The 16,882-nt window shown below is 63.3% G+C and carries 3 protein-coding genes (1 of these 3 cut by a window edge); all 3 read right to left on the reverse strand.

The features are described 5' to 3' along the window. Tightly spaced (each overlapping or abutting the next), the 3 genes in view from PSH69_RS19525 to PSH69_RS19535 form a layout consistent with a single transcriptional unit that may run on beyond the window. Positions 1 to 3,234: an amino acid adenylation domain-containing protein gene (locus tag PSH69_RS19525; protein ID WP_305409502.1), complete on the reverse strand. Its 3,234-nt coding sequence runs from the start codon at positions 3,232 to 3,234 to the stop codon at positions 1 to 3. After that, complete coding sequence (locus PSH69_RS19530; RefSeq protein ID WP_305409503.1) at positions 3,231 to 16,748, reverse strand: non-ribosomal peptide synthase/polyketide synthase; 13,518 nt, start codon at positions 16,746 to 16,748, stop codon at positions 3,231 to 3,233. The genes PSH69_RS19525 and PSH69_RS19530 overlap by 4 nt, the downstream gene beginning before the upstream one ends. Next, positions 16,748 to 16,882, reverse strand: partial view of a non-ribosomal peptide synthase/polyketide synthase gene (locus tag PSH69_RS19535; RefSeq protein ID WP_305409504.1) — the 3' portion only. 12,237 nt of this gene lie beyond the right edge of the window; only the last 135 of its 12,372 coding nucleotides appear in the window; its start codon lies off the right edge, out of view; the stop codon is at positions 16,748 to 16,750. Before PSH69_RS19535 ends, PSH69_RS19530 begins: the two co-directional genes overlap by 1 nt.

Raw genomic sequence — 16,882 nt, forward strand, 5'->3', positions numbered from 1 at the left:
TCAACCGTTTTGTGCAGCCTTGGCGTTTTGCAGTTGCCGGGCTTTTTCGGTGAGCAACGCTTTTTCTTCGGGGCTCATATTGTCCAGACGCAACCGCGCCTGGGCGATGTTCTCCAACTGACCCGGACTGTTTTCCCGGGAGCGCAACGCCGTCGCCAGCCCCGCCACGGTTGGATGGTCAAACACCACGCCCGGCTGGATTTCGCACTGCAACAACTTGCGAATGCCGGCCACCAGTTTGATCACCAGCAAGGAATGGCCCCCAGCGGCGAAAAAGTCCCGGTCGATGCCCAGACGCTCAACCCCCAGCAACTGCGCCATGCGCGTCACCAGCAGTTGCTCAAGAGCATCGCGGGGCTGCATGCCTTCATCGTCAGCCGAGGTAGACGCGAGTTGTTGCAAGGCCTTGCGGTCAACCTTGCCGTTGGCCAGTCGCGGGAAGCTGTCGATCAACTGCAAGTGCTGCGGCAGCATCACACTGGGCAGACGCCGCGCCAGTTCGTCGCGAACGGCATCGAGCAAAGTCGCCGAAGGCGCCTGATGCGGCACGATGAACGCGAGCATCCCGTCTTGCGCGGACGGCCCCGGCAACACCAGTGCTTGCGCGACCTGCGGCACACGCAGTAATTCGGCTTCGATCTCTGCCAGTTCGATACGGAAACCCCGCACCTTGATTTGCTGATCGCGCCGACCGTGCAACGTAATCGCCAGATCCGGGCGATAGCGGGCCAGGTCGCCGGTGCGGTACAGGCGCTCCTGCGGATTGAACGGGCTCTGGATGAACACTTGCGAATCGGCCTCGACATTCACGTAGCCGCGACACAACTGTGCGCCGCCGAGGTACAACTCGCCCAGCACACCGACCGGCGCCAGTTGCAGGTTATCGTCGAGTACAAACACCTGATTGTTGCCCAACACCCGGGACAGAACGCCGGCGTCAGCCACCGCCGCCTCCAGATCCAGCGGATGAACCAGCACGCCGACCGTGGCCTCGGTCGGGCCGTAGTGATTGAACACCCGGCAATCACTGCGCAAACCGGCGATCCGTTGCGCCAATGCCTGGGCAATCGGCTCGCCACCCAGCACCAGCGTGCGCGGCAGTTGCGCGCGTTCGCTGTCGAGCAGCGCAGCCAGGTGCGACGGAACGATCTTCAGGCAATCGATGGCTTGCCGTTGCAGGAAATCGGCAAACAAATTGCCGTCCTGCATTTGCTCATCGCTGGCCACATGCAGCGCGGCGCCGTTGAACAAGGCGCCGAACAGCGTCGTGTTGCCCAGGTCTGCCGCCACCGTGGAGGTGAAGCCGAACTGCTGGCATTGATCCAGCCCCAGGGCCTGGCTGACGTGAGCGGTGTAATTGAGCAATTGCCGGTGCTCGATGACCACGCCTTTCGGCATACCGGTGGAGCCGGAGGTGAACAACACGTACGCCGCCTGATCGCCCTGTGTGTCGTGGGTGACGGCCGACGTGCTCGCCGGGGTCGATTGCAGCACACGATCCACGGTCGCCAGCGGCAACGGATAATCGTGCCATTGCGCGATGTGCCCGGCGTCGACCAGCAGCAACGCAGCGCCGGCCTGTTCCAGCATCAAGGCTTGACGGGCTTGCGGCCATTGCGGGTCCAGCGGCAGGTACGCGGCGCCGATGCGCCACGCCGCGAGCATGGCGATCACCAGCTCCGCCGAGCGTGGCAAGGCCAGCGCGACGATAGCCCCCGGCGCCATGCCCTGGGCTTTTAATGCCTGGGCCAACACCTCGACCTTCGCCTGCAACTGCCCGTAACTCAGGCGTTGATCGCCGTCAGTCAGGGCGATGGCTTGCGGCGTGGTCCGGGCCCAGTCGGCAATGCGCTGCGGCAAGAACCGGCTATCGACCCGTGCTCGCACTGGCGGGTTGATCGCCAGCAAGCGCTGTTGTTCGGCGGCTCCCAACACGTTCAGTTGACCGAGTTCGGCGTGACGATTGGCGACGATGTTTTCGAGCAATACGCGCAACTGCGCCAGCAACCCGTCCATCGCCTGGACCGAGTAACGGGACGCGTTGTAATGCAGGTGGAACCCGTGGGCGTTGCCCGCCTCGTCCGTTTCCAGTTCAAGCATTAATTCAAACAGTGCTTCGCGCACCGCCAAACGCGGAGTCCATTGCAGATCAGCGGACGTCGCGGCTTGCATGGCCCGGCACACGGCAAAACCATACGCCGGGCGAGCCGCCGTCGGCGCCAGTTCAGGCGCCCAGTATTCCTGCCACGTACGGTGCTCATCCAGACGCGCCGCCAACGCCGCCACCCAGGTGCTGAACCCAGCATTCGCCGTCAGTGGCAGGTTCAGCGGCAGGGTTTTCTCGAACACGCCCACGGCATCGCTGAAGTATTGGTAATCTTCGCGACTGTCATGCCGCACACCGACCAGCACCTGTTGATGCCCGCTGAGCCGACCCAGCAACAGCCACCAGGCCGCTTGCAGCACCACACTCGGCGATTGCGCCAACGCCCCGGCCACTTGCTGCAAACCGCTGCGCAGTGCCGGATCGAGCGTGAGCGCCAGCGATTCAGTGGCCGACGACAATCCAGGATTCCCGTTGCGATAGGCCAGCCACGGAGTACTCAAATCGGGATCGGCGCCTTGCAGGTGTTCCTGCCAGTACGTACGTGCGCCGGCCGCGTCTTCGTCGAGCACCACTTCACTGCGCCATTCCAGGTACTGGGTGAATTCACCGGTCTCTTCGTCGTCCGCCGCCGCTGGTTGCCCATAGGCCCGCACCAATTGCCGATACAGCAATCGCACGCCGCTTTGATCGAGGCTGTGCCGGGCCAGGCCCAAGACCAATTGCCATTGATCATCGGCCAGGCGATAGAGCACCGCTTGCGCGCCTTCGGATTCACCGACGACAAAAGCACGTTCCGCCCATTCGCTGAGCTGAGCCTGAATACCGGCCGGGGTATCGACCCGCGCCTGCACGCTCAGCGGGAAGCGCTCCGCCCCCCCGACGAACTGCCGGACACCATGGAAACCCGGCGCCTTGCCCAGCCGCGCAATCAGCATCGGCTGTTGCGCCAGCACGCGATCCAGTGCGTTTTGCACCCGCTGCGGATCGAGGGCGCCGCGGATCTCGATCTCCAGGAAATGCAGCGCATCACCACAGGCCGGGGCCTTGGGCAACTGCTCCAGCAACCGTTGCTGTTCAGGCGTCAAGGCGTAACCCAGGTCCTGCTGGTCCATCGATACCTCGTTCATGCTCCGGTTTCCTCGGTGTTCATTACGCGTTCAAGGGCGCTGCGGTCGAACATGTCGCCCATGGCCACGACAATCTTGCGCGGGCCTTCGAACGGATCACGGGCGTGGGCCACCAGCATGTTGTCGAGCAGGATGGCGTCGCCTTTTTGCCAGTCGAAACGCACCGCGCATTCTTCGTACAAGTCACCGATGCGTTGCATCACTTCGTCTTCGATCGGCGTGCCGTCGCCGTAGAACACATGGCGCGGCAAGCGGTCCAGGCCGAACATCGACAACAGGTCTTCCCGCACGTCCGGCTCCAGCCAATAGATGTGATGCAGTTGCACCTGGTTGAAGAACGATTTGGCGCCGGTCACCGGGTGACGAATGATGGCCGGCCCTGGGGTGCGGGTTTGCAATTCGTTGTTGTCGAGCCAGCGCCATTCGATGCCGCCAGCCCGGCAGCGGGCCTCGACTTCGGCACGGTCTTCAGTCTTGAAGAAATGCTGCCAGGACACGTCGAGGTTGTCGGTGAAGGTGCGCACGTAAAGCAGGCCTTTTTCCTCGAACTTGTCGCGCAGGTCCGCCGGCAGTTTTTCGTACATCAACCGGCAATCCACCACCGGAGTCGCTCCACCAATGGACGCAGCTTGCTCGCAATAGAACATCTGCTTGCGTGGCCAGCGATCCTGATGGGAGCTCTCGTTGTGGAACAGGATCATCTTGCGTTCCGGGTACGGCGTGGAGCGGTAGGTGTTCTTGCCGCCCTCTTTCTTCGGCAGATCGCCGTACTGGCCGTAAAGCCCTGGCTGGATCGCTTCGGCAAACGCCTCGAAGCTCTGAATGCCATCCAGTTCGAAACCACGGAACAGAATCCCGGCATGCCTGGCGAGTTTTTCTTCGATCAGCGGCCGGTTGTTGTTGATCCACTCGATCAAGTCCAGATGCGGCTCGTTCGGTTCCAGCAGCAGCGGGAACGGCTGTGGCGCGGCGATCAGCGATTCGCGGATCGCCGCCGGTCGGGCCTTGGCCGCCGGGGCGGCGCCGCGCTTGAGAAACTTACCGAGTTTGTCGGCCTTGGGTCCGGGGACGGCAGGCTTGGCGGCCACCGCTAAATTGTCGACTGGCATGCTGATAGCTCCCAATAGAATGTCCTGATCAGCGACGATCTGTTCCAACAGGGCTATCCAGGCCTTCACCAGGTGCTGGATGCGCTCGTGTCCGAACAAGGTTGTGGCGAATTGCCAATTACCCAGCAATTGCCCTGCTTCATCGTCAACGAACAACGCCATGTCGAATTTAGAATGGGTCTCCAGCGCCGGCAGCGATTCCACGCTCAAACCGCCCAGGGCCTGGGTGCGTCCGGGCAGGTTGTTCATCACGAACAACACTTGCACCAGCGGATTCATGCCCTTGTGCCGCGGCACGTCCGAGGCGTCGACGATCATGTCGAACGGCAGGTCCTGATGCTCCAGGGCACTGAGCAGGGATTGCTGGGTCTGGCCCAGGAATCGGGCGAACGGTGTGGCGGCGTCGAGCTGCGAACGCAACGGCAAGACGTTGACGAAGAAGCCGATCAACCGTTCAAGCTCCGGCTGTTCACGCCCGGCCACGTCGGCACCGACCAACACATCCGCAACGCCGCTGACCCGGTGCAACAACACCTGGAACGAGGCCAGCAGCGTGCTGTACAGCGTGACGCCCGCGTCCATCGACAACTGGCGCAAGGCTGTGCTGAGTGACGTGGTGAGCTGGAACTGCACCGAGTCACCCGCATAGGACGGTGTCAAACCACGGGGGTTGTCCGATGGCAACTTCAGTTGCCCGTCATAGCCCGCGAGCCGCGCTTTCCAGTACTCGGCCTGACGCGCCAGCACGCCTTGCTGCTCCAGTTCCTGCTGCCACAGCGCGAAGTCGGAATACTGCACCTCCAGCGCCGGCAACGGGGTCAGGTCACCGGCCTTGGTGCGGTGGTAAATCTGCACCAGTTCGTTGATCAGCAAGCCCATCGACCAACCATCGGAAATGATGTGGTGCATCGCATAAAGCATCACATGCTCGGTCGGCCCCAGGTGCAGGATCCGCCCACGCAACAGCGGTGCGTGTTCCATATCAATCGGCGTGCGCGCGTTTTCCAGTGCCGCTTGTGCCACCCATTCTTCCTGGGCACTGCGGGACAGACCGGACAAATCGATTACCGGGAAATCCAGTTCAACCTGCTCGGCGATCACGGCAATCGGGTCACCTTCGTCGTCCTGGGTATACGCGGTGCGCAGCACTTCATGGCGGCGCACCACCTCGGCGAAACTGCTGATCAGCCGTTCCACCGACAATTCACCGCGCAAACGCAAGGCCATCGGCATGCCATAGGCCGCGGTGCCGCCGGACAATTGCTCGGCGATCCACAAGCGACGCTGCACCAGCGACAACGGTGCGCTGTGCCGGGTGCCATGGGCCTTGAGCACCACACCGTGGCCGTTCGGCTCAGGTGTGTCCTGCTGCTGCGCGATCCACGCCGCCAGGTCCTTGAGTCGCGGATGGCCGAACAGGTCGCGCAGGCTCAACGTACAGGCCGTGAGTTTGCGCAGGCGCGAGACCGCTTGCGTCGCGAGCAAGGAATGCCCGCCCAGTTCAAAAAAGTGATCGTCGCGGCCGACCTGTTGCAGTTCCAGCACGTCCTGCCAGACCGTAGCGATCTGCTGTTCCAATGCACCTTCAGGCGCGACAAAGTCCAATGCCGCCAGACGGGCATCGACGCCCGGCAAGGCCTTGCGATCGATCTTGCCATTCGGGCTCAGGGGCAGGCCTTCGAGGAACAGCACATGGGCCGGAACCATGTAATCCGGCAGGCTGGCCTTCAGGCGTGCCTTGATGTCATCGCGCAACGCCGCCAGCCTGGATGAATCGGCGCTGGCTTGCGCCGGATCGTCGAACACCACGTACGCCACCAATTGCTGACCGATGGCGCCCGGTTGCGCCACCACCAGTGCCTGACGCACCGCAGGAACCCGCAGCAGATGGGTTTCAATTTCACCGAGCTCGATGCGCAAACCACGAATCTTCACTTGATGATCGACCCGCCCGACGTACTCAATCACGCCGTCGGCGCGATAACGCGCGAGGTCGCCGGTGCGGTACACGCGGCCACCGCCCAGTGGATCGAACGGGTCGGGAATGAAGCGTTCGGCGGTCAATTCCGGGCGCTGGAAGTAGCCCCGTGCGAGCAGCTCACCGCAAATCACCAGTTCACCGACCACACCGGCCGGCGCCGGTTGGCCCTGGGTGTCGAGTACATGAATCGCCCGACCGCCCAACGCCCGGCCAATCGGCATGGTCACCGGCAACGGGTTGCGGCCGGACACGTAGTCGCTGCAATCGAGCAGCGTGGCGCTGACCGTGGCTTCGGTCGGGCCGTAGGTGTTCAGCAGGCGCACATGGCCCAGCCCGGCCTGGCCCCAGGCGGCAACACCTTCCGGCGGCATGGCTTCGCCACCGACGATCACCTGGCGCAACGCGCCATAGTCACGATGCCCCGCCGCCGCAAGGCCCTTGGCCAACATGTTCCAGTAGGCGGTGGTCAGGTCGCTGACGCTGAACTGCTTGTCGAGCAATTCTCGGTACCAGGTCTCGCTGTCCCAGATATCCGGCCCGCGCAGCACCACCGAGGCACCGCAAATCAGTGCCGGGTAAAGCTGCTCGACAAAGGCATCGAAGTTGAACGTGGCAAATTGCAGCGAGCGGTCCTGCGGCGTGAGGCCGAGGAAATCCAGGGCCACCCGGGTATGACGGGTCAGCGCCGATTGAGTGATGCCAACGCCTTTCGGGCGCCCGGTGGAGCCCGAGGTGAACATCACATACGCCAGGTTTTGCGGGCCGCTGCGCTGCGGCAGATTGTCGGTCTGGGTCGGGTAATCCAGTTGATCCAGGCTCAGGACGGTCACACCCGCAGCTTCTGGCAACGCCGCCGCGAGGTGGCTTTGGGTCAACAGCACACGCAGACCGCTGTCCTCGATCATCGCGCCCAGTCGCTCGGCCGGGTACTCCGGGTCCAGCGGCACGTAGGCGCCACCGGCCTTGAGCACCGCCAGCAGGCTAATGATCATCTGCGTCGAACGCTCGACCGCAATGCCCACCAGCACTTCGGGGCCGACGCCGTGTTGCAGCAGCACGCGGGCCAATTGGTTGGCCTGGGCATTGAGCTGGGCATAGCTCAGGCGTTGCTCGTCGAAAATCAGCGCCAGCGCTTGCGGTGTGCGCTCGGCTTGCCGTTCAAACAAACGCTGCACGCACACCTCATCGACCGGCAGTGCCAGCGGTTCGCGCACAGCGGTCGGGACCAGGGCCAGATCGCCCACGGCACTGGCGGCAGGTGCCTCGACCATCTGCAACAGCAGGTGCGCGAGATGCCCGGCCAGTTGTTCAATCGCGGCGTCATCGAACTGCTGACGATCGAAACTCAGTTGAAACGACAACTCGGCGCCGAGGTTTGCCGACAAGGTCAACGGGTAATTGGTTTGCTCGAAGTTACCCACTTCACCGAAGCGCAGATCTTGCGGTGCGCCCTGTTGCAGGGCTTCGGAGATCGGGTAGTTCTCGAACACCAGAATGTTGTCGAACAGGGCTTCGCCGCCCTGCCCGGCCCAACGCTGGATGTCGAACAACGCGGTGTGTTCTTGCTCACGCAAGGCCAGGTTCTGCGCCTGCACCTGTTGCAACCACTGCGCCAACGGCTGTTCGGCCCGTGGGCTGGCGACCACCGGCAAGGTGTTGATGAACAGGCCGATCTGCTGCTCGACCCCGGTCAGTTGCGCCGGACGTCCGGACACCGTGGCGCCGAAGCTGACCGTGTCCAGCCCGGTATAGCGTTGCAACAGCAGCAGCCAGGCTGCCTGTACCAGGGTGTTGAGGGTGACTTTCTGTTCCCGCGCAAAGCCATTGAGCCCGGTGGTCTGCGCCTGGTCCAGGGTCAGGAAGTGCTCGCCTTGAGCGGTGTTGGCCGCATCGCTTCCGGTCCACACCAGCGCTTTGGCCAACCGGGTCGGCTCATCGAACCCGGCCAACTGGCCCTTCCAGAAACCTTCGGTGACCTGCGCGTCCTGTTGCGTCAGCCATTCGATGTAGTCGCGATAACGCCCCGCCGTGTTCGCCGGCACCTGGCCGCTGTAGCGTTGCAGCACTTCCCCGAGCAGCTGCGAATTGCTCCAGCCGTCCATCAAGATGTGATGGCTGGTGTAGATCAGGTGAAAACGCGCAGTGTCGAGACGCACCACCGTCAGGTTCAGCAACGGTGCGGCGGCAAGGTCAAAACCCTGCTGGCGCTGCGCGGCCGCCAGTTCACTGAGCGCCAGGGCCACATCACTCTGGTCGCGCCAGTCATGGAAGGTGAACGGCACGGCCAGTTGCTTGTGAATCACCTGCAACGGACGCTTGAACTCGCCGTCCCAGACAAAACTGCTGCGCAGCACATCGTGCGCATCCATTGCCGCTTGCCAGGCCTCGCGGAAACGTTCGACGTTCAAGCCTTCGACATCCACGCACAGCTGATTGATGTAATCGCCGGCCTGCTGCTCGTAGAGGGTGTGGAACAGCATGCCTTGCTGCATCGGTGACAGCGGGTAAATGTCTTCGACCTGGCGTGGCGTCACCGGCAACGCATCGAGCTGGCGTTGCGTCAACCCGGCCAGCGGGAAGTCCGACGGTGTCAGGCCTTGATGCCGAGCCTCACAGCAGTGCTCGATCAACAGCCCCAGTTCCTGCGCATAAGCCTGCGCCAATCGGGCGATGGTCGACTGATCGAACATCTGCCCGCTGAACGTCCAGCCAATACTCAATTCGCCGCCATACACCCGGCCATTGAGGGTCAGCCAGTTGTCCAGCGGCGCCAGCGGACTTTGCTCCGCGCCCGCCGATTCGCTGGCCGGGGTGAACAGTGCGCCCGCCTCGTCGCCAAACCCGGCATCGAACTGGCCCAGGTAGTTGAAGGTAATGCGCGGCACGGGCAAGGCTTGCAGCGCCTGGCGGGTGCGGTCGTTGCCCAGGTAGCGCAGCGCGCCAAAGCCCAGGCCTTTATCGGGGATCGCCCGCAGTTGCTCCTTGATCGTCTTGATCGAGTCCTGCGGCGTGCTCGCCGGGGTCAGCCGAACCGGGAACAGACTGGTGAACCAACCCACGCTGCGGCTCAAATCGAGTTCGTCGAACAGCGCCTCGCGACCGTGGCCTTCGAGCTGGATCAGGGTCGAGGCTTCACCCGTCCAGTCGGCGATCACCCGCGCCAGCGCCGTCAGCAACAGGTCGTTGACCTGCGTGCGATAGGCCGCCGGTGCCTCCTGCAGCAGCTGGCGGGTTTGCTCTTTGTCCAGTCGGGTTTGCACATGCAAGGCGTGGCGATTGTGCAACTCGCCCTGGGGTCGATCGCAGGGCAAGTCATTGCGCGCATCCTGCAATTGCCCTTGCCAGAACGTCAGTTGAGCCTGCATCGCCGGGCTGTCGGCATGCTGTTGCAAGCGTCGCGCCCAGGTTTGGGTGGCGCTGGTCTTGGCCGGCAATTTGAGCGTTTGGCCGGCCTGCAACTGCTCGCAGGCCTGTTGCAGGTCTTCGAGCAGAATGCGCCAGGACACGCCGTCGACCACCAGGTGATGGATCACCAGCAACAGTCGCTGGCTGCCATCGGCCATGTTCGCCAGCACCGCGCGCAGCAGATTACCGTTCGCCAGTTCGAGGCTACGCTGTGCCTGTTCGCCCAACTGTTCGAGTGCCGCCGCATCGGCAACCTCGGCGGTCCACAGCAGCGGCGACTGTTGCCAGAGTGCCTGTTGCTCGGCCAGGGAACGATGCTGCGCGGTCCAGTTATCGCCCTGACGGGTGAAGGCCAGACGCAACGCGTCGTGATGGCTGACCAGTGCCTGCAACGCACGCTCCAGGTGTTCGGCGTGCAGTGGTTTGGCGGACTTGAGCAGCACCGACTGGTTCCAGTGGTGCGGCTCGACCATCTCGCGCTCAAAGAACAACTGCTGGAATGGCAGCAACGGCGTATCGCCAGTGACCGGGCCCTGGTCGATGCGCAAGTCGCTGTCGCCGACCTTCGCCACCGCCGCGAGGCTTTGTACGTTCTGGTGCAGGAACAGGTCTTTGGGGCTGAAATGTATCCCCGCCTGACGCGCCCGGCTGACCACCTGGATCGAGATGATCGAATCGCCGCCCAGCTCGAAGAAGTTGTCGCTGATCCCTACTTGCGGCCGCCCCAGCACACTTTGCCAGATCTCCACCAATGCTTGTTCGATGGCGCTGGTCGGGGCGGTGTAAGCCTTGCTGCTGGCTGTGGTGTCAGCCTTGGGCAACGCTTTGCGTTCCAGTTTGCCGTTGGGGCTGACCGGCATTTTTTCCAGCCACAGCCAATGCTGCGGGACCATGTAGTCCGGCAATGTCTGGCTCAGGTGTTCCTTGAGGCTGCGCTGCAAAGCACTGCGAACGTCATCGTCGGCGTGCAACAACGCATCGCGGGTCGGCACCACATACGCCACCAACAGCGTGCCGTCCTGGGCGATCACCACGGTTTCACGGACTTCGGCGTGTTCGGCCAGGCGCGCTTCGATCTCGCCCAATTCGATGCGCAGGCCACGGATTTTCACTTGATGGTCCATGCGTCCGGCGTATTCGATCACCCCGTCGGCGCGATAACGCGCCAGGTCGCCGGTGCGGTACAGACGCTGGCCGTCACCGAACGGGCTGGTCGCGAAGCGCTCTGCCGTGAGCGACGGGCGACGGTGATAACCCCGGGCCAGGCCTTCGCCGCCCAAATACAATTCGCCGATCACGCCCACCGGCACCGGCGACAACTCGTGATCGAGAATGTAAGTACCCAGGTTGGCGATCGGCTGGCCGATCGGCACGCTGTCGCGCCCTTCGTCGACGCACGTCCAGTACGTGACGTCGATGGCCGCTTCGGTCGGGCCGTAGAGGTTGTACAAACCGGCATTCGGCAGCTTGGCAAACACTTGCTGCTGCGCATCCACTGGCAGGGCTTCGCCACTGCAGACGATCCGGGTCAAGCTGGCGCATTGGTGCACCGCAGGGTCTTGCAGGAACGCCTGCAACATCGACGGTACGAAGTGCAGCGTGGTGATGCGTTGCGCGATGATCAGCTCGATCAACTGCGCCGGATCACGATGAATACCCGGCGCGGCCACCACCAGGGTCGAACCGGTCAACAGCGGCCAGAAGAACTCCCAGACCGACACGTCGAAACTGAACGGCGTTTTTTGCAACACGCTGTCCGTGGCGTCGAGCCGATAGGCCTGCTGCATCCAGCACAGGCGATTGACCAGTGCCGAATGACGGTTGCCCGCGCCTTTGGGTTTGCCGGTGGAGCCCGAGGTGTAGATCACATAGGCAAGGTTTTCCCCGTCGAGATCAACGCCAGGGTTGCCGTCGCTGCGGCCTTCCAGCCAGTCGCCGTCCTGATCCAGCACCAGGCTGCGAATGCCGGCCGGAATCGGTAATTGCTCAAGCAAATGGCTCTGGGTCAGCAGCCATTGGATGCCGCTGTCCTCAAACATGTAGGCCAGGCGTTCCTGCGGGTATTCCGGGTCCAACGGCAAATAGGCACCGCCGGCCTTGAGAATCGCCAGCAGGCCCACGACCATTTCCACCGACCGCTCGACCGCGATGCCCACCAGCACATCCGGGCCGACGCCCTGCTCGATCAGCACGTGCGCCAGTTGATTGGCTCGAGCATTGAGCTCGGCGTAGCTCAGGCGTTGCTCGGCAAACACCAGCGCACACGCCTGCGGGGTTTTACCGACCTGCTCTTCGATCAGCGCCTGCACGCTACGATGCAACGGGTAGTCGACGGCGGTGGCGTTCCAGTCGACCACCGTCAGTTGCCGCTCGCGGTCATCGAGCAACGCCAATTGCCCGATCGGACGGTGGATATCCTCGACCAGGCCCTGCAACAGATTCAGCCAGTGCCGGCCCATGCGCTCGATGGTCGATGGCTCGAACAAATCAGTGGCGTAGGTCAGCGACGCGTGCAGGCCTTGCGGGTTATCACTGGTGTCCAGGGTCAGGTCGAACTGCGCGGTGCGGTGTTCCCAACTGAGATGAGCAAGCTCGATGCCCGGCAAGGATTCGGCCAGCGTCGACGCCGATTCGCTGCGATGGTTGAACATCGCCTGGAACAGCGGGCTGTGGCTCAGGTTGCGTTGCGGTTGCAAGGCATCGACCAGTTGCTCGAACGGCAGGTCCTGATGCATCTGCGCCGCCATGGCCGTCTGCTTCACCTGTTGCAGCAATTGCGCGCCCGTCAGCTGGCCGTCGAACTCGGCGCGCAGCACTTGGGTGTTGACGAAGAAACCGATCAGACGCTCGGTTTCCAGCCGATGACGGTTGGCAATCGGCACGCCGACGCGGATATCGGCCTGGCCGCTGTAGCGATGCAACAAGGTCTGGAACGAGCCGAGCAACAGCATGAACAGCGTGACGTTTTCACGCCGGGCCAAGGCCTTCAGGGCATTGCTCAGGGATTCGTCGAGGGTGATCGGTAGCCGCGCGCCGCGGAAACTTTGCTGCGCCGGGCGCGGACGATCCAGTGGCAGCTCCAGCAGCGGCTGTTCGCTGCCCAGTTTCTCGCGCCAGTAGGCCAACTGCCGATCCCGTTCGCCGGTGGCCATCCACTGACGCTGCCACACCGCGTAGTCGGCGTACTGCACCGGCAATGGCGGCAGCTCGGCCGGCCGGCCTTGGCTGATCGCCGCATACAGGGCCATCAAATCATCGATCATCACCTGCAACGACCAGGCGTCGGAGACGATGTGGTGCAGGGTCAGAATCAGCACGTGATCCTGCTCGCCCACCTGCAGCAGGACGAAGCGCACCAACGAGCCGTCGAGCACATCGAACGGGCGTTGCGTCTCCTGTTCGACGAAGGCCTTGATGCTCGCTTCATCGCTGGCAGCCAGGCGTTGTTCGACAAAGCTCACGCGACCTTGCGGGCGGATCACCTGCCAGGTGCGGCCATCTTCCTCGACGAACGCCGTGCGCAGGCTTTCGTGGCGCTCCACCAGCGCCTCGACGCTGCGTTGCAGGGCATTTCTGTCCAGCTCGCCGCGCATCCGCAGCGCAGTCGGAATGTTGTAGGCGGCGCTGTCGGGGTCCATTTTCCACAGGAACCATTGGCGCTCCTGGGCAAAGGACAGCGCCAGCGGTTGGCCACGGTCGACCCGGGTCATCGGCGGCGACTGCTCACCGGGCTCGACACCCAGTGCCCGGACGAAATCCTCCAGGGTGCTGTGCTCGAACAGGCTGCGCAGCGGCACCTGGATGTCCAGCACCCGACGCACCCGCGACACCACTTGGGTCACCAGCAGGGAGTGCCCGCCCAGCTCGAAGAAATTGTCGGTCAGGCCCACGCGGTCCAGCTTCAGTACGTCCTGCCAAATGGCGGCGACTTGCTGTTGCCGTTCGCTCTGCGGCGCGACATAACGCGCCTGTAACTGGCTCGCGTCCACCGCTGGCAACGCCTTGCGATTGAGTTTGCCGTTAGGTGTCAGCGGCAGGCTGGCGAGGAACAGCAGGTGCGCCGGGACCATGAATTCCGGCAGACATTCCTTGAGCCGCGCCTTGAGTTCATCGCGCAGGCGCAGTTGCTCGTCGGCGGCATCGAGGTCCAGTTGCGGCGCGACCACATAGGCCACCAGTTGCTGGCTGCCCAGGGCTTCCTGCGCCAGCACCGCGACTTCGCGGACCGCTGGCAGCTCCAGCAGACGCGCTTCGATTTCACCCAGTTCGATGCGGAAACCGCGGATCTTCACTTGATGGTCGATACGCCCCATGTATTCGAGCACGCCGTCATGACGATGGCGTGCCAGGTCGCCGGTGCGGTACAGCCGCGCACCGTTGCCGAACGGGTCGGGCAGGAAGCGCTCGGCGGTCATTGCCGCTCGGTCGTGATACCCACGGGCCAGGCCGTCGCCGCCGATCAGCAGTTCACCAATCGAGCCCGCCGGGTTCGGTGCCAGGTCGTCGCCCAAAATGTACAGCGTGGTGTTGGCAATCGGTTTGCCCAGGTACGGCCGGCGCTGCTCGCGGGTCAGCTGCCAGGCCGCCGACCAGATGGTGGTTTCGGTCGGGCCATAAAGGTTCCAGACCTGCCCCGCCAGGCCGAGCATGCGTTGGGCCAGGTCATCGGCCAGCGCTTCGCCACCGCAGAGGAATTTACAACCCTGGAGGGTGGGCGCCTGTTCATGGTCGAGCAACATGCGCCAGGTCGACGGCGTGGCTTGCACCACCGTGACTTGCTGTTGCCGGATCATCTCCAGCAGCGCTTGCGGATCCTGGGCGGTGTGCTTGTCCACCAGCACCACACGGGCACCGCTGAGCAGCGGGCCGTAGATTTCCAGGCCGAAAATATCGAACGAGAACGTGGTCAGCGACAGCATGCGGTCCTGGGCTTCGATGCCCGGCGCCTTGACCATGCTCACCACGAAGTTCACCAGCGCCTGATGGCGCACCATCACCCCTTTGGGCTTGCCGGTGGAACCGGAGGTGTAAATCGCATACGCCAGGTGTTCGCCGCTGAGCGCTACCTGCGGATCGGCTTCGCTGTAACCGCGGGCGTGCTCGTTTTGGGGGTCGAGCAACAGAGTCTGCACGCCGGCCGGAATCGGCAGTTGCCCGATCAAATGCGCCTGGGTCAGCAGCAGTTGCAGACCGCTGTCCTCGATCATGTGCGCCAGACGGTCTTCAGGGTATTGCGGGTCCAGCGGTACGTAGGCACCGCCCGCCTTGAGAATCGCCAACAGCCCGATCAGCATTTCCAGGCTGCGGTCGATGGCGATACCGACCAACTGATCCGGGCCGACGCCCCGTTCGATCAGCCGATGGGCCAACTGGTTGGCCTGGCGATTAAGTTGTGCATAGCTCAGCGATTGCCCATCGAACACCAGCGCCGTGGCCTCTGGCGTGCGCATCGCCTGGGCTTCGATCAATTGATGAATGCAACGGTCAGTCGGGTATTCGGCGGCGCTGCGGTTCCAGTCGACCAGCACCTGCTGTTGTTCGATTTCGTCGAGCAGCGCCAGTTCGCCCACCCGCTGCTGCGGATCGGCAACGATGCTGCCCAACAGGTTTTGCCAATGCCGTGCCAGACGCTCGATGGTCGCGCCGTCAAACAGGTCGGTGGCATAGGTCAGCTGTGCGCCGAGGCCCTCGGGGCCGTCGAAGGTTTCCAGGGTCAGGTCGAATTGCGCGGTGCGCGAGGGCTGATGCAAGTGACGGATCGTCAGCGCCGACTCGCCGGTGCCCTGGCGGCTTTGGCTGGCGCCGGTGCTCTGGTGGTTGTACATGACTTGGAACAGCGGGCTGTAGCTCAGGCTGCGTTCCGGCTGCAAGGCCTCGACCAGTTGCTCGAAAGGCAGGTCCTGATGCGCCTGGGCGGCCATCGCGGTCTGCTTGACCTGGGCCAGCAGCGTGGTGAACGTGGCCTGAGCGTCGAACTCGGTCTTGAGCACCTGGGTGTTGACGAAGAAGCCGATCAGCCGCTCGGTCTCGACCCGGTTGCGGTTAGCGGTGGGCACGCCGACGCGAATCTCGGCCTGGCCACTGTAGCGATGCAACAAGGTCTGGAACGACGCCAGCAACAGCATGAACAGGGTGACGCTTTCGCTTTTGGCCAAGGCCCTCAGGCGCTCGCCCAGTGCCGTCGGCAACGCCAGTTCATGACGGGCACCACGCAGGCTCTGCACCGCCGGACGCGGGTAATCGGTGGGCAATTCCAGCACCGGATGTTCGCCGCCCAAGTGCGCCTGCCAGTAGTCCAGTTGCCGCTCGCGCTCCCCGGCTTCCATCCAGTGCCGTTGCCAGATGCCATAGTCGGCGTACTGGATCGACAGTGGCGGCAAAGCGAGTTCATGGCCCTGGCGGTAGGCGCCATACAGTTGCAGCAGTTCATCGACCATGACCCGCATCGACGCGCCATCCGAGGCGATGTGGTGCTGGGTCAGGGTCAGCACGTGCTCCTGCGCACCAAGGCGCAGCAGGCTGACGCGCAGCAGCGGCCCGTTGATCAGGTCGAACGGCTGCCCGGTCTGTTCGGCGACGAACGCTTGAATCTGCGCCTCTGGCGACAGGGCGTCGGGGCGTTCATCCAGTTCATGCACGGCGACGGCCAGGTTCATGTGCGGATGAATCACCTGCACCGCTTGCTCATCCTGCTGCCGGAACGTGGTGCGCAGGCTTTGATGACGGGCAATCAGCGCGTTGAAGCCCCGTTCGAGTGCCGCGATGTTGAGTTCGCCCTGCAAGTGCATGGCACTGGGGATGTTGTAGGCGGCGCTGTCGGGGTCCATCTGCCAGAGAAACCACTGGCGTTCCTGAGCGAAGGACAGCGGCACCTGATCGAACTGCGACTGTGTTTCGGGAATCGGCAGGTTCGCCGGTGAAACGCCCTCCTCGAGCATCTTCTGCAGATAGACCCTGCGCTTGTCGAGCGGCAAAGTAATGAAGCGCCGGGCGATCTTCAAAGCGACATTGGTATCCATCAAGCTTCCTCCATTTCGTCAAGCAGGGCGTCCAGCTTGCTCAGTTTCAACGTATCGACCTGCTCACCTGCGGTTGCCAGACGGCTGACGAAATCCATGAGTACGGGGTGTTGAAAAATCAGTTGTGGGGTCAG

It is taken from the genome of Pseudomonas sp. FP1740 (assembly GCF_030687165.1).
Lineage (GTDB): Bacteria > Pseudomonadota > Gammaproteobacteria > Pseudomonadales > Pseudomonadaceae > Aquipseudomonas.